Source organism: Helicobacter pylori, assembly GCF_003637665.1.
Classification (GTDB): Bacteria; Campylobacterota; Campylobacteria; order Campylobacterales; family Helicobacteraceae; genus Helicobacter; species Helicobacter pylori_CK.
Genome location: NZ_MVWR01000008.1, coordinates 46,761 through 70,245, shown reverse-complemented (window position 1 = coordinate 70,245; position 23,485 = coordinate 46,761). Strand labels below are relative to the sequence as shown.

At 38.2% G+C, this 23,485-nt stretch carries 25 protein-coding genes, 4 tRNA genes and 1 pseudogene; 18 read left to right on the top strand and 12 right to left on the bottom strand.

Annotation, left to right across the window (positions count from 1 at the left end):
* Positions 1–119 (top strand): outer membrane beta-barrel protein (locus tag EAL49_RS06160; RefSeq protein ID WP_120829512.1); only part of this gene is annotated, 119 nt, incomplete at its 5' end.
* Positions 120–184: 65 nt separating this feature from the next.
* Here the strand turns inward: EAL49_RS06160 and EAL49_RS06155 are convergent.
* The gene (locus EAL49_RS06155) at positions 185–391 is read right to left on the bottom strand and encodes a 2-hydroxymuconate tautomerase family protein (RefSeq protein ID WP_120829511.1); all 207 of its coding nucleotides are present in this window, start codon (positions 389–391) and stop codon (positions 185–187) included.
* Positions 392–537: 146 nt separating this feature from the next.
* Here EAL49_RS06155 and recR point away from each other — a divergent pair, with 146 nt between their 5' ends.
* From recR to EAL49_RS06100, 11 genes are all read left to right on the top strand, one after another.
* Positions 538–1,119, top strand: coding sequence for a recombination mediator RecR (recR, locus tag EAL49_RS06150; RefSeq protein ID WP_120829510.1), 582 nt, complete (start codon positions 538–540; stop codon positions 1,117–1,119).
* Positions 1,116–2,261 carry a tRNA pseudouridine(13) synthase TruD gene (gene truD / locus EAL49_RS06145; RefSeq protein ID WP_120829509.1) on the top strand — a complete coding sequence of 382 codons (1,146 nt, stop codon included), beginning with the start codon at positions 1,116–1,118 and terminating at the stop codon, positions 2,259–2,261. Before recR ends, truD begins: the two co-directional genes overlap by 4 nt.
* Complete coding sequence (gene htpX / locus EAL49_RS06140; protein ID WP_038417793.1) at positions 2,248–3,180, top strand: zinc metalloprotease HtpX; 933 nt, start codon at positions 2,248–2,250, stop codon at positions 3,178–3,180. Before truD ends, htpX begins: the two co-directional genes overlap by 14 nt.
* A complete protein-coding gene (gene folE, locus EAL49_RS06135; protein WP_120829508.1) occupies positions 3,181–3,723 on the top strand; it encodes a GTP cyclohydrolase I FolE in 543 nt (180 codons plus the stop codon). It abuts the gene before it with no gap.
* Positions 3,724–3,738: 15 nt separating this feature from the next.
* A complete protein-coding gene (locus tag EAL49_RS06130) occupies positions 3,739–4,650 on the top strand; it encodes a polyprenyl synthetase family protein (RefSeq protein WP_120829507.1) in 912 nt (303 codons plus the stop codon).
* A complete protein-coding gene (surE, locus tag EAL49_RS06125; RefSeq protein ID WP_120829506.1) occupies positions 4,647–5,450 on the top strand; it encodes a 5'/3'-nucleotidase SurE in 804 nt (267 codons plus the stop codon). The genes EAL49_RS06130 and surE overlap by 4 nt, the downstream gene beginning before the upstream one ends.
* On the top strand, positions 5,447–6,106 hold the full coding sequence (locus tag EAL49_RS06120; RefSeq protein WP_120829505.1) for a hypothetical protein: 660 nt from the start codon (positions 5,447–5,449) through the stop codon (positions 6,104–6,106). The genes surE and EAL49_RS06120 overlap by 4 nt, the downstream gene beginning before the upstream one ends.
* 1 nt (position 6,107) lies before the next feature.
* The gene (locus EAL49_RS06115) at positions 6,108–6,710 is read left to right on the top strand and encodes a 6-pyruvoyl trahydropterin synthase family protein (RefSeq protein WP_120829504.1); all 603 of its coding nucleotides are present in this window, start codon (positions 6,108–6,110) and stop codon (positions 6,708–6,710) included.
* Positions 6,707–7,462 (top strand): 7-carboxy-7-deazaguanine synthase QueE, encoded by a 756-nt coding sequence (locus tag EAL49_RS06110; RefSeq protein WP_120829503.1) that lies wholly within the window; start codon positions 6,707–6,709, stop codon positions 7,460–7,462. The genes EAL49_RS06115 and EAL49_RS06110 overlap by 4 nt, the downstream gene beginning before the upstream one ends.
* 10 nt (positions 7,463–7,472) lie before the next feature.
* Complete coding sequence (locus EAL49_RS06105; RefSeq protein WP_120829502.1) at positions 7,473–7,958, top strand: GNAT family N-acetyltransferase; 486 nt, start codon at positions 7,473–7,475, stop codon at positions 7,956–7,958.
* A gap of 102 nt (positions 7,959–8,060) precedes the next feature.
* Complete coding sequence (locus EAL49_RS06100; protein WP_240461656.1) at positions 8,061–8,300, top strand: outer membrane beta-barrel protein; 240 nt, start codon at positions 8,061–8,063, stop codon at positions 8,298–8,300.
* A gap of 161 nt (positions 8,301–8,461) precedes the next feature.
* On the opposite strand, the gene EAL49_RS06095 is transcribed toward EAL49_RS06100, so the two are convergent.
* From EAL49_RS06095 to EAL49_RS06055, 8 genes and pseudogenes are all read right to left on the bottom strand, one after another.
* A complete protein-coding gene (locus EAL49_RS06095; protein WP_120829500.1) occupies positions 8,462–9,841 on the bottom strand; it encodes an MFS transporter in 1,380 nt (459 codons plus the stop codon).
* 260 nt (positions 9,842–10,101) lie between these two features.
* Positions 10,102–11,808, bottom strand: a pseudogene (locus tag EAL49_RS08320) (DUF262 domain-containing protein).
* Positions 11,809–11,870: 62 nt separating this feature from the next.
* Positions 11,871–12,584 (bottom strand): amino acid ABC transporter permease, encoded by a 714-nt coding sequence (locus EAL49_RS06080; RefSeq protein ID WP_120829497.1) that lies wholly within the window; start codon positions 12,582–12,584, stop codon positions 11,871–11,873.
* The gene (locus tag EAL49_RS06075; protein WP_120829496.1) at positions 12,568–13,338 is read right to left on the bottom strand and encodes an amino acid ABC transporter substrate-binding protein; all 771 of its coding nucleotides are present in this window, start codon (positions 13,336–13,338) and stop codon (positions 12,568–12,570) included. The genes EAL49_RS06080 and EAL49_RS06075 overlap by 17 nt, the downstream gene beginning before the upstream one ends.
* A gap of 70 nt (positions 13,339–13,408) precedes the next feature.
* Positions 13,409–14,542 carry an alanine racemase gene (gene alr / locus EAL49_RS06070; RefSeq protein WP_120829495.1) on the bottom strand — a complete coding sequence of 378 codons (1,134 nt, stop codon included), beginning with the start codon at positions 14,540–14,542 and terminating at the stop codon, positions 13,409–13,411.
* Between the two features lie 6 nt (positions 14,543–14,548).
* The gene (locus tag EAL49_RS06065; RefSeq protein ID WP_120829494.1) at positions 14,549–15,901 is read right to left on the bottom strand and encodes an alanine/glycine:cation symporter family protein; all 1,353 of its coding nucleotides are present in this window, start codon (positions 15,899–15,901) and stop codon (positions 14,549–14,551) included.
* Between the two features lie 38 nt (positions 15,902–15,939).
* A complete protein-coding gene (locus EAL49_RS06060; RefSeq protein WP_120829493.1) occupies positions 15,940–17,172 on the bottom strand; it encodes an NAD(P)/FAD-dependent oxidoreductase in 1,233 nt (410 codons plus the stop codon).
* Between the two features lie 22 nt (positions 17,173–17,194).
* On the bottom strand, positions 17,195–17,572 hold the full coding sequence (locus EAL49_RS06055) for a RidA family protein (RefSeq protein ID WP_025453204.1): 378 nt from the start codon (positions 17,570–17,572) through the stop codon (positions 17,195–17,197).
* Positions 17,573–17,887: 315 nt separating this feature from the next.
* On the opposite strand from EAL49_RS06055, the gene EAL49_RS06050 reads away from it, so the two are divergent.
* The 6 genes from EAL49_RS06050 to EAL49_RS06025 all read left to right on the top strand — a co-directional run bounded on the left by EAL49_RS06050 (position 17,888) and on the right by EAL49_RS06025 (position 20,686).
* Positions 17,888–17,962, top strand: a tRNA-Gly gene (locus EAL49_RS06050).
* A gap of 57 nt (positions 17,963–18,019) precedes the next feature.
* Positions 18,020–18,106: transfer RNA gene (locus tag EAL49_RS06045), tRNA-Leu, on the top strand.
* Between the two features lie 73 nt (positions 18,107–18,179).
* A tRNA-Cys gene (locus EAL49_RS06040) sits at positions 18,180–18,254 on the top strand.
* 47 nt (positions 18,255–18,301) lie between these two features.
* A tRNA-Ser gene (locus tag EAL49_RS06035) sits at positions 18,302–18,389 on the top strand.
* Between the two features lie 129 nt (positions 18,390–18,518).
* The gene (locus EAL49_RS06030) at positions 18,519–20,009 is read left to right on the top strand and encodes a Na+/H+ antiporter NhaC family protein (RefSeq protein ID WP_120829492.1); all 1,491 of its coding nucleotides are present in this window, start codon (positions 18,519–18,521) and stop codon (positions 20,007–20,009) included.
* A 314-nt stretch (positions 20,010–20,323) separates the two neighbouring features.
* Entirely contained in the window at positions 20,324–20,686 is a 363-nt protein-coding gene (locus tag EAL49_RS06025; RefSeq protein WP_120829491.1) for a hypothetical protein, read from the top strand.
* A gap of 397 nt (positions 20,687–21,083) precedes the next feature.
* Here EAL49_RS06025 and EAL49_RS06020 read toward each other — a convergent pair whose 3' ends face one another.
* From EAL49_RS06020 to accD, 3 genes are read right to left on the bottom strand one after another with little or no spacing between them, the layout of a single operon-like run.
* Positions 21,084–22,097: a LapA family protein gene (locus EAL49_RS06020; RefSeq protein WP_120829490.1), complete on the bottom strand. Its 1,014-nt coding sequence runs from the start codon at positions 22,095–22,097 to the stop codon at positions 21,084–21,086.
* A gap of 9 nt (positions 22,098–22,106) precedes the next feature.
* A complete protein-coding gene (gene rlmH, locus EAL49_RS06015; protein WP_001203845.1) occupies positions 22,107–22,559 on the bottom strand; it encodes a 23S rRNA (pseudouridine(1915)-N(3))-methyltransferase RlmH in 453 nt (150 codons plus the stop codon).
* A 13-nt stretch (positions 22,560–22,572) separates the two neighbouring features.
* Complete coding sequence (accD, locus tag EAL49_RS06010) at positions 22,573–23,442, bottom strand: acetyl-CoA carboxylase, carboxyltransferase subunit beta (protein WP_033600323.1); 870 nt, start codon at positions 23,440–23,442, stop codon at positions 22,573–22,575.
* Positions 23,443–23,485: the final 43 nt, after the last annotated feature.

The following is a 23,485-nucleotide window of genomic DNA, read 5'->3' as shown; positions in this document are numbered from 1 at the left end:
GCTTAAAAATCCCTTTAGCGGTCAATTCCTTTTATGAAACGCATGGCAAAGGGTTGAACACTTCTTTGTTTTTTAAACGCCTTGTGGCGTTTAATGTGAGTTATGTTTATAGTTTTTAGGGGGGTAAGGGAACAGACACCCCTTAAATGTTAGCACACCGCAACCTTTGAATTTTAAAAACTCTTTAGTTTTTTTGCCTCAAATGATGGACGCTCTCGCCCCCAAGACCATAATTATTAGGATCCACCTCATCTATAATGACCACAACAGAAGCCTTATTTTTGTTTAACACCTTAACCATCAACTCTGAAACCCCTTCAATCAATTGCTGTTTTTGCTCGTTTGTTGGCTCTCCATTTTCTGGCACAAGTTTGATATTGATAAACGGCATAGTATTCCTTTAGTTTGAGATAACACATGATAGCGTTTTTATTTAAACGCTTGATGAGCGCTTTTTCATATTAAACCCTCTTTTAAAAAACAATAAAAGCCCTTTTAGTGGCTTTCAAGTCAAGTTAAGTTTGATATACTAACAAAATGAATACTTATAAAAACAGCTTGAATCACTTTTTAAATTTAGTGGATTGTTTAGAAAAAATCCCCAATGTGGGTAAAAAGTCCGCCTTTAAAATGGCGTATCATTTGGGTTTGGAAAACCCCTATCTGGCGCTCAAAATCACGCACGCTTTAGAGAACGCCCTAGAAAACCTTAAAACATGCGCATCTTGTAACGCGCTCAGCGAGAGTGAGGTTTGTGAGATTTGTTCTGATGAGAGCCGACAAAATTCTCAGCTTTGCATGGTTTTACACCCAAGAGATGTGTTTATTTTAGAAGACTTAAAGGATTTTTTAGGGCGCTATTTTGTGTTAAATTCTATAGAAGAAGTGGATTTTAACGCCCTAGAAAAACGCCTGATTGAAGAAGACATTAAAGAAATCATTTTTGCTTTCCCTCCCACTTTAGCTAATGATTCTCTAATGCTTTATATTGAAGATAAATTACAACGATTCCACCTCACTTTCACCAAAATCGCTCAAGGCGTGCCTATTGGAGTGAATTTTGAAAACATTGACTCCGTTTCGCTCTCAAGGGCGTTTAATTCAAGGATCAAAGCATGAATTTAAATTTTATGCCCCTATTGCACGCTTATAACCATGCGAGCATTGATTTTCATTTCAATTCTAGCGCTAGGGATTTTTGCGTGCATGAAGTGCCTTTGTATGAGTTTAGCAACACAGGCGAACATGCCGTTATTCAAGTGAGAAAAAGCGGTTTAAGCACTTTGGAAATGCTTCACATTTTTTCTCAAATTTTAGGGGTAAAAATCGCTGAATTGGGTTATGCGGGCTTGAAAGATAAAAATGCGCTGACGACTCAATTCATCTCACTCCCTAAAAAATACGCCCCTTTATTAGAAAAAAACACGAGTAACTTTCAAGAAAAAAATCTTAAAATCCTGTCTTTGAATTACCATCATAATAAAATCAAATTAGGGCATTTGAAAGGGAATCGCTTTTTTATGCGTTTTAAAAAAATGACCCCCCTAAACGCTCAAAAAACAGAGCAGGTTTTAGAACAAATCGCGCAGTTTGGCATGCCTAATTATTTTGGCTCGCAACGCTTTGGGAAGTTCAATGACAACCACCAAGAGGGTTTAAAAATCTTACAAAATCAAACGAAATTCGCCCATCAAAAATTAAACGCTTTTTTAATTTCAAGCTATCAAAGTTATTTGTTTAATTCGCTTTTAAGCAAACGATTAGAAATCAGTAAAATCATTAGTGATTTTAGCCTAAAAGAAAATTTAGAATTTTTTAAACAAAACAATTTAAGCGTTGATTCAAACACTCTAAAAGCCTTTAAAAACCAAGCCCACCCCTTTAAAATCTTAGAAGGCGATGTGATGTGCCATTACCCTTATGGGAAGTTTTTTGACGCTTTAAAATTAGAAAAAGAGGGCGAAAGGTTTTTGAACAAAGAAGTTGCGCCTACGGGGTTACTAGACGGCAAAAAAGCTCTTTATGCAAAAAACTTGAGTTTAGAAATTGAAAAAGAATTCCAGCATAACCTTTTAAGCAGCCATGCTAAAACGCTAGGATCCAGGCGGTTTTTTTGGGTGTTTGCAGAAAATGTAACTTCTCAATATATCAAAGAAAAAGCGCAATTTGAATTGGGATTTTACTTGCCTAAAGGGAGTTATGCGAGCGCATTGCTCAAAGAAATCAAGCATGAGAAAGGAGAAAATAATGACGAATTTTGAAAAGATTATCGCGCAAAACAGAATCAAAACGAACGCGGTTTTAGCGACTTATTGCGTGATTTTTGCTTTTATCGGGTTATTGGTGGATGCTATTAGAATCAACGCTAATGATTTAGGCATAGCCCTTTTTAAACTCATCACTTTTCAAATTTTTCCTGCAATCACCATTATCATGTTTTTAGCGGCTTTTGTCATTATTCTTGTTTGTATCCAAAATTTTAGCTCTATCATGTTAAGCGGTGATGAATACAAGCTTATTGACCCAAGCAAGGTTTTAAGCTCTAAAGAAAATCAAATCCATCGCCTTTTGTTAGAGCTTTTAGAAGAAGCTAAGCTTCATTTTGAACCGAAGCTTTATATCATTAACGCCCCTTACATGAACGCTTTTGCGAGCGGGTGGGATGAATCTAATTCTCTTATCGCTCTTACAAGCGCTTTAATAGAGAGGTTGGATAGAGATGAATTGAAAGCCGTGATCGCTCATGAGCTCAGCCACATCAGGCACAACGACATCCGCTTGACCATGTGCGTGGGGATTTTAAGCAATATCATGCTGTTAGTGGCTAATTTTAGCGTGTATTTTTTCATGGGGAATCGCAAGAATAGTGGGGCGAATTTAGCCCGAATGATTTTATTACTCTTACAGATCGTTTTGCCTTTTTTAACGCTTATTTTGCAAATGTATTTGAGCCGCACACGAGAATACATGGCCGATAGCGGGGCGGCGTTTTTAATGCATGACAATAAGCCCATGATTAGAGCCTTACAAAAAATTTCTAACGATTACACCAATAACGATTATAAAGAAATAGATAAAAATAGCACCCGATCAGCGGCCTATCTTTTTAACGCTGAAATGTTTAGCACCCACCCTAGCGTTAAAAATCGTATCCAATCCTTAAGAAAGCGTGTGATCTAAATGGAAAATTTTTTCAACCAATTTTTTGAAAATATCGGCGAAGATAAAAATAGAGAAGGTCTAAAAAAGACGCCTAAAAGGGTTCAAGAATTATGGAAATTCTTGTATAAAGGCTATAAAGAAGATCCTAAAGTGGCTTTAAAAAGCGCGTATTTTCAAGGCGTTTGCGATGAAATGATAGTGGCTCAAAACATTGAATTTTACTCCACTTGCGAGCACCATTTGCTCCCTTTTTTTGGGAATATTAGCGTGGGATATATCCCTAAGGAAAAGATTGTAGGCATTAGCGCGATCGCTAAACTCATTGAAATTTATAGCAGACGCTTGCAGATCCAAGAAAGGCTGACCACTCAAATTGCAGAAACCTTTGATGAAATCATAGAGCCAAGGGGCGTGATCGTGGTTTGTGAAGCCAAGCATTTGTGCATGAGCATGCAAGGGGTGCAAAAGCAAAATGCGATCATTAAAACAAGCGTTCTAAGAGGCCTCTTTAAAAAAGACCCTAAAACCAGAGCTGAATTTATGCAACTCTTAAAATCTTAGGTTATAATTCTAGGCATGAATAGCCCTAATTTATCCTTTTATCATAATGAGTGCGAGCGTTTTGAAAGCTTTTTAAACCACCATCATTTACACCTTGAAAGCTTCCACCCTCATTTGGAAAAAGCCTTTTTTGAAATGGTGCTTAATGGGGGTAAAAGGTTCCGCCCCAAGCTTTTTTTAGCCGTGCTTTGCTCTTTAGTGGGTCAAAAAGATTATTCTAACCAACAAACAGAATATTTTAAAATCGCTTTAAGCATTGAATGCTTGCACACTTATTCGCTCATCCATGACGATTTGCCATGCATGGATAATGCCGCTTTAAGGAGAAACCACCCCACTTTACACGCTAAATACGATGAAACTACAGCCGTTTTAATCGGCGATGCGCTCAACACTTATTCTTTTGAATTGCTTTCAAACGCTTTACTAGAAAGCCATATCATTGTGGAATTAGTCAAAATCTTAAGTGCTAATGGGGGGATTAAAGGCATGATCTTAGGGCAGGCTTTGGATTGCTATTTTGAAAACACGCCCTTAAATTTAGAACAACTCACTTTCTTACACGAGCATAAAACCGCTAAATTGATTAGCGCAAGTCTGATTATGGGGCTTGTTGCAAGCGGTATTAAAGATGAAGAGCTTTTTAAATGGCTTCAGGCTTTTGGGTTAAAAACGGGTCTTTGTTTTCAAGTGTTAGATGATATTATAGATGTTACGCAAGATGAAAAAGAAAGCGGTAAAACCACTCATTTAGACAGTGCTAAAAACAGCTTTGTGAATTTATTGGGGCTAAAAAAGGCAAGCGATTACGCCCAAACTTTAAAAACAGAAGTTTTAAACGATTTAAATCTACTAAAACCCGCTTATCCTTTATTGCAAGAAAATTTAAACGCATTATTGAACACTCTATTTAAAGGCAAAACATGAAAAAAATTCTACTCACCAATGATGATGGCTACCATGCAAAAGGCATTAAAGCTTTAGAACAAGCTTTAGAAGAAATGGCAGAAATTTATGTGGTCGCCCCCAAGCATGAAAAAAGCGCATGCTCGCAATGCATCACGATCACCGCGCCTTTGAGAGCGGAGAAAATTAAGGGCAAAGAAGGCCGGCATTACAGGATTGATGATGGCACGCCAAGCGATTGCGTGTATCTGGCGATCAATGAGCTTTTCAAACATGTTTGTTTTGATTTGGTGATTTCAGGGATCAATCTTGGATCTAACATGGGCGAAGACACGATTTATTCAGGAACGGTGGCCGGAGCGATTGAAGGCACCATTCAGGGCGTGCCTTCCATTGCGATTTCTCAAATCCTTTCTAACAAAAACAAAAACACGCCCCTAAATTTTGATCTGGCTCAAAAGATCATCCAGGATTTAGTCCAAAACATTTTCACAAACGGCTACCCTTTAAAAGGGCGCAAACTCCTGAATGTGAATGTCCCTAATTGCTCCTTACAAGAATATAAGGGCGAATGCATCACCCCTAAGGGCTATAGGTTGTATAAAAAAGAAGTGCATAAGCGCACAGACCCCAAAAATGAAAGCTATTTTTGGCTAGGGTTACACCCTTTAGAATGGCAAAAGCGCGAAAATGAAGACAGGCTCTCTGATTTTGACGCTATCGCTTCAAACCATGTTTCTATCACGCCTTTAAATTTAGACTTAACCAGTTATGATGATCTAAAAAGCTTGGAATCTTGGCATGAGGGAATGTTAAAGTGAGTAAAAATCACCGCTTGGCTTTTTTAGGGCTAATTGTTGGGGTGTTTTTTTTCTTTAGCGCATGCCAGCACCGCTTGCACATGGGGTATTATTCAGAAGTTACAGGGGATTATTTGTTCAACTATAATTCCACTATCGTGGTGGCTTATGACAGAAGCGATGCGATGACTTCTTATTATATCAATGTGATTGTTTATGAATTGCAAAAATTAGGCTTTTACAATGTCTTCACGCAAGCGGAATTCCCATTAGATAAAGCCAAAAATGTGATCTATGCGCGCATTGTCCGTAATATCTCAGCTGTGCCGTTTTATCAATACAATTACCAACTGATTGATCAAGTCAATAAGCCTTGTTATTTTCTTGGGGGGCAGTTTTATTGCTCCCAAACCCCTACGGATTACTACGCTATCAATGGCTTTAGCGAGCAAATTTTAATGAGCACTAATTCGCATTTTATTTTAGATTGGTATGATGTGGTGTTGCAAAAACGGGTTTTATATGTGGATGGGAGCGTGAGCGGGAGGACTTGTGGCTATCAGATGCTCTATAGGGATTTGATTAAAAGCACGATCAAACGCATTGATTTTAACCGCCCTGAACGCTACTACTATAATTTAAGACTGCCCCTTTATCAGCCATGTTATAGGCAATGAAATGGTTATCAGGCGATTGTATAAATTTTGCGCTAGCCATGTGGTGCGCAATTGCTCTTCTTTAAAATGCGCTCAAAATATCCATGGGCATAATTATGAAGTGGAAGTCTTTATTGAAACCAACCGCTTGGATAATGCGAACATGGCATTAGATTTTGGGCTGATGCAACAAGAAATGCAAACCTTTATAGACTCCTTTGATCATGCCCATCATTTTTGGGATAAAGAAAGTCTTGAGTTTCAGCGTTTTATAGAAACCAACTGCGTTCGTTACGTGAAATGCTCGTTTAATTTGAGCGCGGAGAGTTACGCTCTCATGTTTTTATATTACTTGACAAGGATTTTACAAAAAAGCGTTTTTTCTAATAATGAAGGGGAGTTAAAAGTCTCTAGCGTACGCGTGCATGAGACTAAAAACGGCTACGCTGAAAGCTTTTTAAACGATTTAGAAAACCCTCATTTTAAATCTTTAGTGCATGATCATTGCGTCTCTTTTTCACAAGGCATTCAAAGTTTGTGGCATGATAAGGACTTTTTTGATAAAATCATTAGTGATGAAGAAAAATGCTTTTTTCACGCTAAGCCCTTACACCAAATCCCATGAAACTCCCGGTCGTTGAGAGCTTTTTTTCCTTACAGGGTGAAGGAAAAAGGACAGGCAAGCCCAGTCTTTTTTTGCGCTTAGGGGGGTGTAACCTTTCATGCAAGGGCTTTAATTGTAAAACCTTATTCAATGATGAAATCCTAACAGGTTGCGATAGTTTGTATGCGGTGCATCCTAAATTTAAAACATCTTGGGATTATTATAATGAGCCTAGTTCCTTGATTGAGCGATTAGCCAACTTAACCCCCAATCACAAGAATTTTGATTTCATTCTCACAGGCGGGGAGCCAAGCTTGTATTTTAATAACCCTATTTTATTGAGCGTTTTAGAGCATTTTTATCGCCAAAAAATCCCTTTATGTGTAGAGAGTAATGGTTCTATTTTTTTTGAATTTAGCCCTATTTTAAAAGAATTGCATTTCACCTTAAGCGTCAAGCTCTCTCTTTCTTTAGAAAAAGAAAACAAACGAATCAACCTCAAAGCCCTACAAAACATTTTAGATAACGCTAAAAGCGTGCATTTTAAATTTGTTTTAGAGAGTCAAAACGCCGCTCAATCTATTATAGAAATTCAAAACCTTTTGAAACAACTCTCCTTAAAAAATAATGAAATCTTTTTAATGCCCTTAGGCACAAATAACAACGAGCTAGACAAAAACCTCAAAACCCTAGCCCCCCTAGCCATAAAGCATGGTTTCAGGCTGAGCGATAGGCTTCATATCCGCTTGTGGGATAATCAAAAAGGGTTTTAAAAAGTTAATCATGACCATCAAAGTTTTTTCGCCCAAATACCCCACTGAATTAGAAGAATTTTATGCCAAGCGCATCGCTGATAACCCTTTAGGGTTTATCCAACGCTTGGATCTTTTGCCTAACATTAGCGAGTTCGTTCAAAAATTGCGCGAGAATGGCGGGGAATTTTTTGGAATGAGAGAGGATAAAAAGCTCATTGGGATTTGTGGGCTTAATCCTATCAATCAAACAGAAGCAGAGCTGTGCAAATTCCACATAAATAGCGCTTATCAATCCCAAGGGTTGGGTCAAAAACTCTATGAGAGCGTGGAACGATACGCTTTTGTTAAAGGCTATACTAAAATCTCTCTGCATGTGAGCAAGAGTCAGATTAAGGCATGCAACCTCTATCAAAAGCTGGGTTTTGTGCAAATCAAAGAAGAGGATTGCGTGGTGGAGTTGGGCGAAGAGACTTTGATTTTCCCCACTCTTTTTATGGAAAAGATTCTGTCTTGATTGGCGCATCCATTTGACACATGCTCAAGCAATAATTTCCCTACCAAACTTTGATTAACACAACCTGATTAATTTTTAAATAATCCCTAAAACAAACGCTTGTTGTTAAAATTTTGTTTTTCAAGCGCATCGCAAAGTTTTAGAATCCCTATTTTAGGGGTTAAAGCTAAAATAGGCTATCAAAACTACTTTAATGATTTTATAGGGTTGGCTTATTATGGCATCATCAAATACAACTACGCTAAAGCCACTAACCAAAAAGTCCAGCAATTGAGCTATGGTGGGGGGATAGATTTGTTATTGGATTTCATCACCACTTACTCCAATAAAAACAGGGGTTAGGGGATTTTAATGAGATTGCAGAGGGGAATATAATATCCCCCCACCCCCTTAAGAGTTTTACAATAAAATGAGTTCCAAAACGAAAAAATTTTATCATCACCAAAACCCACCAACGCTACCGGCTAAGTTTTGGTTGAATGATTCAAAGGTTTGCGCTTCTTTCATGCTGTGGGCGACACTTCGGTATCACTGGATTTGTGGTAAATTGGCGCCATTAAAAGCGATGTAATAAAAGCAATTAAAGAAACTATGAGGATATAAAAGCTTAAACCATAACTTTGCAAGCTTTCAGGCGCTACTATAGCTTTTGCATTCAACCAGCTTGAAAGTTGAGGGGTAAAGCCAGCGGTTATAGCATAGGCTATGTTATAAGCAAAGGAAATCCCGCTAAAACGGATTCTAGCGCTAAACACATCGCTCATAAAAATGGGGCAAAAATTCATAATGCCCGCGCAAAAGCAAGCTAAAAAGTATAAAATTATGGTATTGACTAAACTTGGCGCGTTAGAATAAAATTCCTTAAAGAATAAAAAGCCAAAAAAGGCAAAGGCCACGCTAAAAGCCATGCAAACTTTGTGCGGTTTGATTTTATCGGCCAAAAACCCGGTTAAAATAATAGAACTTACAATACCAACAAGTCCTAAAATTTGAAAATAGGTTTTTTCAAACGGAGTGAAATGAAAATTGGGATGCGTAAGGGTAAAATTGGGAATAAAAAGGATAAAAATCAAAATACAAGCGGTTAAAACCCAAGTGATAAGCATGGAGATTGATATACCAAAGAGGGAATTTTTAAACACCTCTTTAAGCGGGAATTTGACTAATGCATCGTCTTGCTTCATTTGCTGAAAAACAGGAGTTTCTTCTAAAAAGCGCCTCAAATACACAGAAATGATACCAAAAATCCCTCCAAGCCCAAAAGCAACCCGCCAAGCCCAAGCTTCAACAACAGGCTTGTCAAAAACCATGTAAATCCCGATATAAACCAAACTCCCAAGCAAAATCCCAGAAACTACGGAAGCGGTTAAAAAACCGATATAAGTGTTTTTTTGTCCTTGTGGGGCATGTTCATGGACAAAAACCCAAGCGCCAGGCAATTCACCACCCACAGCGACGCCTTGACAAATCCTAACAAGCACCAAAAAAACAGGAGCTATGTAACCAAGATAATGAGCGTTTTTAGGGGTAAGCCCCATGCTATCCACGCCAAAACCCACCAAATGATCAAAAGTTGGCATCAAAGCTAACGCAAAGGTTGGGATCACCATTAATAAAATAGAGAGCATGAACATGTTTTTACGACCGAATCTATCCCCAAAGTGGGCCATCACTATGCCACCAAGCGGGCGCGCCAGATAACCTGCAGCAAAGATACCATAAGTGTTGATTTCAGACCAGATAGGGCTAAGCGTGTTCGGGAAAAAGTGTTTGGCAATGATACTCGTAAAAAATACAAAGATGATAAAATCGTAAAATTCTAAAGTCCCACCAAGCGAAGACAACCCTAAGGTTTTTACCTCTTTTTTGCCTAAATGTTTTATTGATCATCCTTTCACTAAGGCTATCGCCCTATTTTAAATTTTTCATTTTGAAACTAAGATGGATAAAGATTGATTTTATATAACTATCTCACACCTTAAGAGCATTTTTTAAATAATAAGCGTTAAATGAAATTTGATTATCGTTCAAAAAGTGATTCATTCTATCTTTTTTATCATTAAGCATGACTTAAACGAGTTTAAATTTTGTTTTACCCGTTTTAAACGCTTACTTGATTGTATCAGCCAAAAAAACACTCCTATTAAGACTTGGGCAATAACACTTCCTTTAATGTTTTAATGATAGCTTCTTCTCTTTTTTCACGAAATTCCTTTATATTTTCCCATTCTAATTTTAGTTTAGGGTCAATGTAATTTCTTTCTTTATACCCTTCTATGGCTTGTTGATTATCTTTATATTCTTCTTTGAGCCAACTTTCTGGGTCTTTATCCTTTTTGGCTTGGTTCTCTGTGCCTTCTAAAAGTTGGAGATTGTATAAATGATTCCCACGCTCATAGAAATCTTTATTTAATTTTTTATTTTTTTTAAACTTGGACTTTGGATAAATATGGTCTATATGAAAAGTGTTGGTTTTGTAGTTCAAGTTTGGGTATAAGATTTGCAAGATAGGAAAGACTTGAGAATCGCCGTATTGAGAATACAACACCTTCTCTTCTATCATATCGTTAGTGATTTTTAAAGGATTTTTTTCATGTTTGGCTAAATTGTGGTTGAATGATTCAAAAGTTTGCGCATCTTTCATGCTATTGGCTATGTTGTTTAATTTTGTATCTATTGAGTTACTAAAATAACTTGTGATTTGAGCGTTACGGACAAATTTTAGGGCTTGTTCCTTATCGTTCTCATTCATTTTTGAATTTAAAAAATAAAAATAGGCTAGACTAGATAAAATATACGCCGAGCTTAAATAGCCGGCATAACCAAAAGTTTCTAATAGTTTTGCAGCATTATAAATGCTTTCTGTAATTTTTTCCCAATTGTCTTCAATTTTTTTGATATTCTTTTTATTAAAATTTTTTAATTTAAACTCAGTGTTGCTACCAACTAGAAGCAAGCAAGTTTTTAGCACCTAGTCTTGCCCCATGTTTGAAAAGCCTTTGTCTTTTAAGGTATCCACTAGCTCATTCATTCTTTCTCTAATATCGCTTGAAAAGCTTGCTGTCAAAATAGACATCAATAAATCAGAATAGCTTAACTTAACCCCGCCGCTATTGACACGGATAAAAATATTTAAAACTTTATCAAGATCTTTTTCTGTTTCTTCAAAATATGAAATGAGCTTTTCAGTGCAAAAAGCATTTTTTAGATTTTCTAGTAATTCTGACTCTTCACCACCTAATTTGTGTTCTCTCGTATAATTTACAACACTTTTTAATTCTAAAATATCCCCCACCTTAAACCAAAAATGCTCTTTATCGTTTTCAGACTTTTTGGCATGAAATTCAAACTGGTAATTGTCTTCTGGGTTGTCCATGTTTGGCTGGTGTTTCAAGTTCAAATACAAACGCTTCTCTTCATAAGCGTTAGGGTTATCGTTTCTAGCGTTCTTTTTTTTAAGCGTTCTAGTGCCTTTAAGCCCGATGTAAAGCGAGGTTAAACGCTGTTGGCCATCTAGGACAATAGACAAATCATCACGCCTGATTTCTTCAATACGGATTTTTTCATTGTGGGGCTTTCGCTCATCGTAGTTTGTAATGAATTGATAGAGTTGGAAATTGAGTTTATCGCTATCTTGTTCATCGCTCTTGGCTATATCCTCTTTTTGTAATTTCCAAAATAAAAAAGAGCCAATAGGATAGCCCCTAAGAATGGAGTCAAAAAGTTGCTCTATCTTTTTTTCATCGGCTTTTTGGAGCCACACATACTCACGCTGAATGTCAGGCAAAAAATAACGAACATTCAATTCATCTATCACTTCTTTAATGGTCTTATCCAAGAACACACCCATGGGAATTTCCTTATTTTGTATTATTTAGGCTGTATTATAATCAAATATTAGAATGAGCCAACCTAATTTAAGATTTTTTCCACGCGCTTTTGGATCACTTCTAAAACCAAGCAAAAAAGCCAGTAAATCAAAGCGGCTTCCAAGTAAATAGGCAAAAAGTCATAGCTAGCGTTCGCTTTTTGCTGCGCGATCCTAAAAACCTCTGCGATAGTTACCACAGACGCCAAAGAAGTTTCTTTAAAAAGGCTGATGAAGGTGTTACTCAGGCTTGGCGTGGCGACTTTGAGCGCTTGAAAAAAGATGACATGCCAAAAGGTTTGCAAGTAATTCAAGCCCAAACTCAAGCTTGAATCCCATTGATCTTTAGGGACAGAAAGAAAACTCGCCCTTAAAGTCTCTGAAGCGTATGCCCCCACATTAAAAGAAAACGCAATAATGCCTGCCGGGATTGGATCCATATAGACCCCAAGGGCTGGCAAACCATAAAACACCACCACGATTTGGACCAATAAAGGCGTGCCTCTAATGAGCGAGACATAGAAATTCACGCCCGCTAATAAAGCCTTATGCATGAAATGTTTAGGGGGTGCGATTTTAATGAGAGCCACCATAATAGCAATGAATAAGCCCAAAATAAAAGAGATAACCGCTAAAGGCAAAGAAATGCAAAAAGCGGCTTTTAGCATGGGGTAGAAAGCCTCTAATAATAATTCCAAACGCTCCTTGCTTAAATCTAAAGATTCAAAAAACAAAGACAGGTTATGGTTGGCTGACATCTTTTCCAAAAAATTGTTCGCCTAAGCGTTTTAAAACCCCTTTGTTGATCAATCTTTGCATCGCTTGGTTGATAAGCTCTAAGGCTTTTTCTTGGTGCTTGTTAATGACAAAGGAAGCACCCCCATCTTTTTCTTTGGACTCCCATGCGATTTTAAAGGGGTTATCTTTGTGGGTGTTAAGGTAGTTTAAGATCGCTAAAGAACTATTTAAGGTCAAATCGGCTCGTTTTTGTGCCACCAGCAACAAAGCTTGCGCCATAGAATCCACCGAAACGATTTGAGCGTCGTATTTAAAAGCGATTTCCCCATAAGTGGAGCTTAAAGTGTTAGCCGCTCTCAAACCCTTAATATCTTTAATGTCTTTAATGCGGTTTTCATCTTTTCTAACCAGCATGATCGTGCCTGAATAGCTATAAGGCAAGCTTTTATCAAAAGTCGCTTGGCGCTTTTTAGTCGTCAAACTCACCTGGTTAGCGACCATATCAAAACGCCCCGATTTCAAACCTGTAAGCATGATATCCCATGAAGTTTCGTGGAATTTGATTTTCACGCCAAGCTCTTTAGCCAACTCCCTAGCCACTTCCACATCATAGCCGGTGAGCTTGCCTTCTTTATTGTGGTAAGTGAAAGGGGGGTAAATGCCTTCTGTGCCAACGCTGATCGTTTCTTTATTAATCAGTTTTTCATACAAGCTAGAAGCGTTCAAAAAACCCCCAAAAAAGCCTATTACTAATAAAAATAAAACTTTTTTCATTTTTTAGCCAATCCTGATTTTTATTTTTCGCGCATTCTAGCGCAAAATAAAAATTTTGCATGGTTTGATTTTAAATATAAACGCGCTCCAAGCGTTTGGATAAAGTGCTGATAGTTTCATAAGGAATGGTGTTTAAAAGTGCAGCAATCTCGCTTGCGTCATTAGCCTTAGCGCTTTTATCCCCAAACAAGATGACCTCATCGCCCTCTTTGGCTTGAATATTATTGAGTTTGACAAAGCACTGATCCATGCACACCTTGCCAATAAGAGGGGCTAATTGGTTATTGATCGCTACTTGAATGCGATTGCCTAAAGCGCGCGCTAACCCGTCCGCATACCCTAGCGCTAAAACACCCACTAAAGTTTCTTCATTCGTGTAAAAATGCTTGCCATAGCCAACAAACTCGCCTTTTTTGACTCGTTTGATTTGAACGATTTGAGCTTTCAGGCTCACAACATTTTTTAAGATCGTGGGACACGATTCTTTCATTTCATTAGAGGGGTAGAAGCCATAGAGCATGATCCCTGGGCGATAAAGGTTTAAGAAGCGATTTTCATTGTTGTTGCACAAAGAAAGGATGCCGGCGGAATTATAAGCATGGCGGTATTGGAACTCTATTTTTTGATCCAAAAGCTGTTCTAAAAAAGCGTTAAAGGCTTTCATTTGGTTTTTAGCATGGGTTTTAATGTTAGCATCAGCGTTGCTTAAATGCGTGAAAATCCCCTCCACTTCCAAACCCTTTAAAGCGCGGATTTTTTTAATGATTTCTACGCTTTTAAAATTAGGCTCTAAACCCAAACGGTGCATCCCGGTATCAATTTTGAGATGCACTTTCAAGCGTTTTTTGGATTTTAAAGCTATTTGAGAAAAAACTTCCGCTTGTTCAAGGCTAAAAATCATGGCACTCAAATGATTATCAACCAACATTTGAGCGTTAGAATTAGGGCTATAACCTAAAATCAAAATAGGGGTTTTAGGAAAATGAAAACGCAATTCTAAAGCTTCATCTAAGGTCGCTACCCCTAAATAATTAGCCCCCTCTTGCAAAAAAACCTCACTCGCTTTAATCGCCCCCACCCCATAAGCGTTCGCCTTGACAACCGCCATGATATGGGCGTCTTTAGGGATAGCGTTTTTGACTGCATTAAAATTATGCCTTAAAGAAGAAGTGTCCACCTCCACAAAACTCGCCCTTTTTAACATGTTATTTTATTTGTTGGAGTGCTTGCTAAAATACCAACGAGTCTCAGAATACACCACTTTATGCAATAAAATCAAAGCGATCAAATTAGGGATAGCCATAAGCCCGTTAGACAGATCCGCTAAATTCCACACAGAATCAATTTTAGCCATAGCCCCTACCATGACACTCGCTAAAAAGATCAAGCGGTAATATTTAACCTTTTTTTCACCAAAGGCGTATTCAGTGCATTTTTCCCCATAATAAGCCCAGCCAATGATCGTAGAGTAGGCAAAAAAGATCATGGTCAAAAAAATCACCACCGTCCCTAATGAGCCTAGAAAATACTCCGTGCTTTTTAGCGTGAGCAAATTAGCGCTCATTTTCGTGCCATCAGGGAGCAAGGTGTTGTATTCTGGCGCCATTAAAATCACGCTCGCTGTTGCCGAACACACCACTAAGGTTACAATAAAAGTTTGGAGCATGGACACTAAGGCTTGGCGCACCGGGTGGTGCGTTTGAGCACTTGCGGCAATGATAGCTGAACTCCCCAACCCCGCTTCATTAGAATACAGCCCCCTAGCCACGCCCGTTTTTATCATCGTCGTCATCAACGCACCTGCCGCTCCGCCCACAACGGGTTTAGGGTTAAAGGCCTCTTCAAAAATAAGCTTGATGGCTTGAATGGCTAAATCAAAATGGCTAACAATAATATAAATGATAGCGATCAAATATAAAAGCACCATGATAGGGGCTAAATAAGAAGTGAATTTACCAATGGATTTGATCCCCCCTATGACAATAACAGCGGTTAAAAGGGTGAGCAATAAGCCTGAAACCCAATTGGGCAAGCTCGCTTGTTCGCTTAAAATGGAAGAAACTGCATTAGATTGTGTCATGTTACCGGTGCCAATGCTTGCAATAATGGTAAAAATCGCAAACGCCATGGCGAGTTTGGGCATGTTAAGGCCGTTTTTAATGTAATACATGGGCCCTCCGTTGTATCCAAACGCCCCTTTTTCTCTGTATTTCACGGCTAAAATCCCCTCAGAATATTTAGTCGCCATGCCAACTAGCCCAGTAACCCACATCCAAAACACCGCCCCTGGCCCTGCAATGCTAATAGCGGTCGCTACGCCTACGATACTCCCAATGCCTACAGTTGCCCCTAAAGAGAGCATGAGGGCGGAGAATTGCGAAATATCGCCTTTAGATTGGGACTCTTTATCAAAAAGGATTTTGATTGCATAAAAGATTTTACTGAATTGCAAACCCCTAAGATAGAAGGTCAAAAACAAGCCGGTGCCCACTAATAAAATTTGCATGGGAATCCCCCACACAAAATTAGATAACAAACGCACCACCGAATCAATCGTTTCCATAAAAACTCCTTGTAAATAGGGTTTAAAAAAGAAATTCCTTAATCCCTAAAAAATGCAGAAAAAAGCATAATATCGGCATTTTTTTCATTCGCGCCATCTTGGCTCAAATCAGCGATGATTTTACCAATAGCCGGGCCAAAAGTGATGCCAAGCCACCCAAGCCCTGTGGCATGGATTAAGTTTTTATAGCGTTTGTCATAGCCCAAATAAGGAATATCATTAGGGGTTAAGGGTCTAAAACCGCACCACTCTATGGCGTCTTTCATTTCAAAAGGTTGCGTGAAAGCGGCTAAATTTTTCTTCATGTTAGCGATTTGCTCTTTGTCAATGAGAGCGTTGTTGGTGTTTAATTCTAATTTAGAAGTGATCCTTACGGTGTCTCTTCGTGGGGTCATCGCCATGAAAATATCCGCAAATAAAGAAGAGGTTTTGGGTTTTAATTCTTCAGGCATTTTAAAGGTGATGCTATAGCCTTTAGCCCCCATCATTAAAAAATCGTTCTTGGTTTTTTTGATGAGAGTGGGGTTAGCCCCGGTGGCTAGAATGATTGTTTCTGCTTGGATTTTTTCTTTATGCGTGATAACGCCATCAATAAGGTTGTTTTTAAACTCAAAATCAATGACTTCTTCGTTATAAAGGAACTCCACGCCAACATTTTGCAAATATTGTTGCAAAGAGCGCATCACTTCGCCCGGATCCACATGCGCGTTTTCGGTCAAAAGCACGCTCCCACAGATATTGTCATTAGCGATAGGCATGTATTCTTTGGTTTCTTTCACACTAAGGATTTTATAAGCACCGCTGTCATCGCAAGTTTTAAGTTTTTTTTCAAAACTTTCTTCTAGAGTGTAGATCATTAAAAGCCCATCTTCTTTATACCAAAAGTCCATGCCGTCTTTTAGCATTTGATGATACATATCAACACTCAGCCACCCGTAGCGTTCAAACAACGCCATGGTGCGGTGCGTGGATTTGGCGTTCGCGCTTTTCATAAACTTTAAAATCCATTGATAGAGCTTTAAATTAAGCCCAAAATGGAATTTTAAAGGGGCTTGGTTTTTGAGCATGAGTTTTAGGGTGTCTAACACCACACCAGGGCATGAGAGCGGGGCTTTTTTAAACGCAGAAATGAGCCCAGCATTCCCAAAAGAAGTGCCGTTTGCGCCATCGCCTTTTTCAATCACGCAAACCTTATGCCCTAATTTATGCATAGAATACGCGCAAGAAAGCCCTACAATCCCACCGCCGATTACCACGACCTCTTTTTTCATGCTGATAACCCCTTTAATAGAATTACTTAATGGCTATCGCTTCAATTTCTACTAAAGCGTCTTTAGGCAATTTGGCCACTTGAAAGGTCGCTCTGGCCGGATAAGGCTCTGTAAAATAGCTCCCATAAATTTCATTCACCACAGCAAAATCGTCTAAACTTTTCAATAAAATAGTCGTTTTGACCACGCTATCCATCCCTAAATTAGCTTCTTTTAAAATCGCTTTGATATTTTCCATGGATTGCGTGGTTTGAGAATGAATGTCCGCACCTTTAAATTCGCCGGTGCTTGCATCAATGCCTAATTGTCCAGAGACAAAAACAAGATCGTTAGTAGCGATAGCTTGAGAGTAAGGGCCTATAGCCTTTGGGGCTAGCGTTGAATGAATGACTTTTTTCATGGTTAAAACTCCTATGATTGTGTATTATGCTAGCTATTATTATGCAATCAAATTAAAAAGAAATAAAAAACGAACGCAAAACGCCATGAATTTTCATCTTATTATAAGGTATTGTATATTTTTTACCCATATTTAGAAATTCTTAAACGGGTTTTGTTTGAATGGAAACTCAAAACATTATTGTTCATTTTTTAAATAAAAGGGATTTTTGGCTGTTTTGATTGGTTTTAAAATCAGTTTTGAAATTTTTCATAAGCCCTTGACTTTTATTATTGAGTTTAGATACAATAACAATCGTCTTTTTGAATAAAGAGTGCGGGAATAGCTCAGTGGTAGAGCACGACCTTGCCAAGGTCGGGGCCGCGGGTTCGATCCCCGTTTCCCGCTCCATATTTTGATTTAACTTCTAGAGCATGGTTTCTATTTAGTTAGTTTACCCATTAGTTTGCCCAGGTGGTGGAATTGGTAGACACAAGGGACTTAAAATCCCTCGGTAGCAATACCGTGCCGGTTCAAGTCCGGCTTTGGGCACCATCATTGCAAATTAAACCAAATTAAACATGGTTTGATTTTGTTATCTCAATAGATGCACTATTGTTAAATTTAAGGCGACATAGCCAAGTGGTAAGGCATGGGTCTGCAAAACCTTGATTCCCCGGTTCGAATCCGGGTGTCGCCTCCATATTGTAGTCATTTAGGGACTTTTGCAAGGGACTTTTATGAAAATAGCGGGAGATGGCTGAGTGGTTGAAAGCGGCGGTCTTGAAAACCGTTGAGGGTCATACCTCCGGGGGTTCGAATCCCTCTCTCCCGGCCACTTGATTAAAATCTTTTAAGCGATTTGTTTTGGCAAATTCATCTCTTCTTTTAATTAATAAAGAATTTTGTGAATATTGATTGTCTCTTTTAATTGAAATTTAAAGATTAGTTTAAAGGATTTTATTCGGTGGGATTGTCAGCGTTAAGCCTTATCGTTCCTTTTAGCGTTATTTTAATGGTGGTTTTCACTAAAAGAGTCGCGCTCTCGTTGTTTGTGGGCATTTTAGTGAGCGCTGTTTTAATGCATTCGTTACACCTTTCTTACATCGTAGAATATGCCTATATCAAAATCACTTCCGTTTTTTACACTTACGAGCCAGAAAAAGGGCTTCATTTCAATCTTTCCAATCTCTATGTTTTTGGGTTTTTAATCTTTTTAGGCGTCTTAAGCCAGGTGATTTTAAAATCCGGTAGCGTGCAAAACTTTGTCAAAAAAGCCAAAAAATACTCTAAAAACGCTAAAACCCCCGAATTTATCGCCTTTTTTTCAGGCATCATTATTTTTGTAGATGATTATTTTAACGCCCTGACCGTGGGGCAAATCTCAAAGTCTTTAAACGACGCTCATAACTCCACACGAGAGCGCTTGGCTTATATCATAGACTCCACTTCAGCGCCGGTGTGCTTGCTAGTCCCCATTTCTAGTTGGGGGGCATATATTATGGGGATTATGAATAACGACAGCTCGCCCTTATTAAAAGATAGTTTTTCGGTGCTTGTGCAAAGCTTAAGCAGTAATTATTATGCGATTTTTGCACTCATTGCAGTCTTTCTCACTATTTTATGGCAAATCAACCTCCCTAGCATGAGAAAGTATCAAAACATAGGCGTGAAGGATTTTTATAGCGAACAAGAAGAAAGCTCTTCAAAACTAGCCCCCTTAAGCCTGTTACCTCTTTCTATTTTATTATTGATTGTGTCCATTTCATCATTGATTTTTTATACCGGAGTGATCTTAAAAAACACTGATGCAAGCTTTTCGCTCTTTTATGGGGGATTGTTTTCGCTCATTATCACCTATCTTTTAGCTTATAAGTTTTTAGAAAAAGGGAGTTTTTTTAAACTCATGTTGGATGGCTTTAAGAGTGTGGGACCAGCGATACTAGTCTTAACGCTCGCTTGGGCTATCGGGCCTGTGATTAGAGATGACGCTCAAACGGGGATTTACTTGGCCCACATCAGCAAGGGGTTTTTAAATAATGGGGGAGGCGCGTATATGCCTTTAATCTTTTTTTTAATCTCTGGGTTTATCGCTTTTTCTACCGGCACAAGCTGGGGAGCGTTTGCGATCATGCTGCCCATTGGAGCGGGCATGGCCAATGAAAGCGATATTATTTTGATTGTCTCAGCGATCCTTTCAGGCGCGGTTTATGGGGATCACACAAGCCCCATTTCTGACACGACTATACTATCGGCTACGGGGGCAGGGTGTTCGGTGCAAAGCCATTTTATCACGCAACTCCCCTATGCGACTATTGCGATGCTTTGCAGCGCGGTGAGTTTAGGGGTGGCAAGTTTTATGCATTCTCGCTCGCTCGCTCTTTTAATCGGTGTGGCTTTGCTTGTGGGGGTGTTTTATCTTTTAAAAAAATTTTATGGTGAAAATCTAAAAACTTGAATATTGATTGAAGTAAAGCTTAAAAATCCCATTTTTTAAAATTAAAATAAGGTTTTAGCAATCTCTATTGGATTAAAAAAGAGTCTTATCTCATTATCAATCAATTTAAAAAAATTATTCAAAAATAACCATCAATTATAAAAATCTTCACAATTCTCTAAATCGTAACGCTTTTTTAAAAAATACATTTTTTTTAATTTTTTAATCAACCATTAAGGTGTTTTAGGTTAAATTTCCTTATCTGTTAAACATACGGATAATGTTATATCTTAAGGAAAGAAAATGGGGTTAGGACACTAATAAGTTTAGGGATTTTGTTAAGCGTTTTGAATGGCGATGATCTGGGATTGTATTCAAAGCCTTTAGTCTATTCGGCTGGAAGTGGGATGATTGGGATTGATATTGACAAACGTACATTTTACAAACGAGCGTTCGTTTTCACAATGAAATCATTGTTCGGTGAAAACTTGCTTCTGTTTGTCAAATTAAAGCATTCTGCGTTAATGAGCAAGCACATGAAAGGGCCTTTGGAAAACCGCCATCATCATTCTTTCACTAAAAATTATGAAAAAGCGGTTAATGGTTGTCAAAAGTATTTCCATATCAAATTGCCTGAAGGCGCTCCTAGCAACTTCAAATCAGGCTCATACATGGCCACTATGGTGGTGCGTTTTTAAAGCGTTATTTGGGGTATTTTTTAATACCCTTATCGTCTTTTAAAATATCATCTCTTAAAAACACAAATTTATTTTTTAGCCCTTTTTTAAATCTTCTTAAAACTCTTTTGTTGTATTGATTGAGCAAAGTATTTTTAAAATACGGATAAAATTCATAAAAGAAAAATAAAAAAGCTCTGTTTTCATCAAATGCGGGTTACTAAAACTTTTTATGGTGGGTTATAGTGCATTTTTGGCTTTAGTTGTTTCTTTTAGGGTTAGTTTCATCAAGGTTTAAAGCATTAGCGTTTTTCCTCTTATCATTTGGCGTTAAAAGCGATCCAATTAGCCCATTTCTTGAATTTTTTGCAACCATCTATTTTTATCTGCCCTAAAAATACGAAGCCAAACAAACCCCCTACAAAAACGCTTCTAATTTATAAGCTTTTTTATGCTCTTGTTTCAAATCCATGTAAGCGTTTAAAAGCATGTATTCTTCAAAAGATAAAACCGCTAGATGCTCCTTAGCGAGATCGTTCATTTCTAATTCCAACAGCACGAATAAAAAGGCTTTTTGCGCCTTATCGTCTTCTTGGCTTAAAATCTCAAAAAATTGGAACCATTGATCAGGGACAAGAAATTTTTGCACTTTTTGCGCGAGCTGTAAATAATCGTTCTTGTCATAACCCACCCTTTTGCAAAGCTCTGAAATTTTTAAAGTGTCTGTGTTTAAAGATTTTTCAAAAAAGGCTTTTAAAAAAGATTTCACGCACTCTTTATCCAAGTTATCTTGCATCGCGTTCAAAGCCTTTAAAACCTCTTTTTTGCTGCCTTTTTGGGCGATTTCTATAAAAGCGTAGTGGCGCAATTCCAAAGGGATTTGCGCGTTTGTTAAAACTTCAAAGGCGTTTTTTAAGTCGTTATGAATGAAAGCCTTCAAGCGTTTGGAAAAATAAGCATGATCATAAGCTAGAGAGTGCTTAGCGTGATCTTTAGACTCAAGGGTGTTATTTTCTATATTGTGGTAATGCTTAAAAAGGTTATCCACTTTTTCGCACCCGCTACTTGGCGTGTTTAAATCAGCCTTTAAATCATAGCGGGCTAAGATTTGAGAGAGGTTTTTAGCGAGATCGCTTTTAAATTTCGTTTTTAAAAAAGTCTTTTGAGTGTCTTGAGACAGGATTTGTTTGAGCAATTTGTCAAAATCCCTTTTTTCGTGGTATAAGCGGATTTTATGGCTGAGATTGTGTTTGAATAAAAAAACCCATGAAAAAAAAGCGAACATGCCCAAAACGCCCATAAGCCATACCGCAATGGGGAGATTAAAGCTATAGCTCCCTAAATTGAAAGCGTAAGCTTGCGGATCAATACTATAAACAAACACGCCAAAACCCACGATAAACAAAAATGTAAAAATAATATAAAAACGCATGCACGCCTCCTATTTATGGTATGGATGCTTAAAAATAATGCTCAAAGCCCTATAAATTTGCTCGCACAAGACAATTTTAGCCACTTCATGGCTAAAAGTCATCTCGCTCAAACTCCAAGCTTGACAATCCTTTAAAAACTTTTCTTCAAACCCATACGCTCCAGCGATAAAAAAATTAATATTAAGATGATTTTCTAACATTTTACTAAACGCAAAGCTGTCGCCCCTTTGAGCTTTAGGGTGTAAGGCAATATTTTTTGCCTTAGGGTTTAAATACGGCTCAAAGGCTAGAGAGTAGCTTTTTTGAGCGAGTTCTTTAGAAACTTTTTGAGCGTTGGCGGTATTTTTAGGGAATAAATCCACTAATTCCAACTCGCAATCAAATCGCTTGCATTGCTTTTGATAACTTTTCACCAAATCTAGGGGCGAATTTTTAGCGATAGAATACACCACGCAACGCATCAATCTTAAAACTTTAAAAAATCTTTGAAGTCTTATGCGTCATCATAGCGATGAGATCGCTCAAAGTCTTCTTCAAATCCTTCCTGTGCACAATCATATCAATCAAGCCATGCTCCAATAAAAATTCCGCTGTTTGAAAGCCCTCAGGCAAATCCGCCCCTATGGTTTGTTTAATCACCCTAGGCCCTGCAAAACCTATCATCGCCCCAGGCTCTGCGATAATGAGATCCCCTAAAAAAGCAAAAGACGCGCTAACGCCCCCATAAGTGGGATCGCTTAAGAGCGAAATGAAAGGGAGTTTGGCCTCACTCAATCGGTTTAAAGCCGCACTCGTTTTAGCCATTTGCATGAGCGAATAAGTGGATTCTTGCATCCTAGCCCCCCCACTCGCTGAAACGATCAATAACGCTTCTTTTTTAGCGACCGCACGATTGATCGCTCTTACGATCTTTTCGCCTTCCACAGAGCCTAAACTCCCCCCCATAAAGCTAAAATCAAACACCACGATCTGCAAAGGCATGCGGTTGATTTTTGCCTCACCGCTGATCACTGAGCTTGGGCGGTTAGTCCTTTTTTCGTATTTTTTAATGCGTTGCTTGTAGCTCTCTTTATCCACGAAATTTAAAGGATCATTAGGCCGTAAGTGTTTGTCAAACTCTTCAAAACTCCCCACATCGCACAAAAATTCAATCCTTTCAGTCGCGTTCATGCGGAAATGGTAATGGCATTTCAAGCACACGCTGTATTTGCCAAACACTTCTTTATGATACATTAACGCATAACATTTAGGGCATTTCACCCAATGGCTTGGCTGTTCGTTCTTACTTGGCGCTTCTCGCAATTTGTTGATCTTGAAATTTTTAAAGAAATCTGCAAATCCCATGTTTTTCCTTAATTTTGCAGTTTTATTAGTATTGTATCCAAGT

Excerpts from the sequence above, each read along its gene's own strand:
- alr (WP_120829495.1), bottom strand. The coding sequence starts at position 14,542 with ATGTTAAAAAGGGCGAGTTTTGTGGAGGTGGACACTTCTTCTTTAAGG.
- recR (WP_120829510.1), top strand. The coding sequence starts at position 538 with ATGAATACTTATAAAAACAGCTTGAATCACTTTTTAAATTTAGTGGAT.
- EAL49_RS06155 (WP_120829511.1), bottom strand. The coding sequence starts at position 391 with ATGCCGTTTATCAATATCAAACTTGTGCCAGAAAATGGAGAGCCAACA.
- EAL49_RS06080 (WP_120829497.1), bottom strand. The coding sequence starts at position 12,584 with ATGTCAGCCAACCATAACCTGTCTTTGTTTTTTGAATCTTTAGATTTA.
- rlmH (WP_001203845.1), bottom strand. The coding sequence starts at position 22,559 with ATGCGTTGCGTGGTGTATTCTATCGCTAAAAATTCGCCCCTAGATTTG.
- EAL49_RS06110 (WP_120829503.1), top strand. The coding sequence starts at position 6,707 with ATGAAACTCCCGGTCGTTGAGAGCTTTTTTTCCTTACAGGGTGAAGGA.
- EAL49_RS06075 (WP_120829496.1), bottom strand. The coding sequence starts at position 13,338 with ATGAAAAAAGTTTTATTTTTATTAGTAATAGGCTTTTTTGGGGGTTTT.
- truD (WP_120829509.1), top strand. The coding sequence starts at position 1,116 with ATGAATTTAAATTTTATGCCCCTATTGCACGCTTATAACCATGCGAGC.
- EAL49_RS06115 (WP_120829504.1), top strand. The coding sequence starts at position 6,108 with ATGGTTATCAGGCGATTGTATAAATTTTGCGCTAGCCATGTGGTGCGC.
- EAL49_RS06055 (WP_025453204.1), bottom strand. The coding sequence starts at position 17,572 with ATGAAAAAAGTCATTCATTCAACGCTAGCCCCAAAGGCTATAGGCCCT.
- accD (WP_033600323.1), bottom strand. The coding sequence starts at position 23,442 with ATGGGATTTGCAGATTTCTTTAAAAATTTCAAGATCAACAAATTGCGA.
- folE (WP_120829508.1), top strand. The coding sequence starts at position 3,181 with ATGGAAAATTTTTTCAACCAATTTTTTGAAAATATCGGCGAAGATAAA.
- surE (WP_120829506.1), top strand. The coding sequence starts at position 4,647 with ATGAAAAAAATTCTACTCACCAATGATGATGGCTACCATGCAAAAGGC.
- EAL49_RS06105 (WP_120829502.1), top strand. The coding sequence starts at position 7,473 with ATGACCATCAAAGTTTTTTCGCCCAAATACCCCACTGAATTAGAAGAA.
- EAL49_RS06020 (WP_120829490.1), bottom strand. The coding sequence starts at position 22,097 with ATGCGTTTTTATATTATTTTTACATTTTTGTTTATCGTGGGTTTTGGC.
- EAL49_RS06060 (WP_120829493.1), bottom strand. The coding sequence starts at position 17,172 with ATGAAAAAAGAGGTCGTGGTAATCGGCGGTGGGATTGTAGGGCTTTCT.
- EAL49_RS06065 (WP_120829494.1), bottom strand. The coding sequence starts at position 15,901 with ATGGAAACGATTGATTCGGTGGTGCGTTTGTTATCTAATTTTGTGTGG.
- EAL49_RS06130 (WP_120829507.1), top strand. The coding sequence starts at position 3,739 with ATGAATAGCCCTAATTTATCCTTTTATCATAATGAGTGCGAGCGTTTT.
- htpX (WP_038417793.1), top strand. The coding sequence starts at position 2,248 with ATGACGAATTTTGAAAAGATTATCGCGCAAAACAGAATCAAAACGAAC.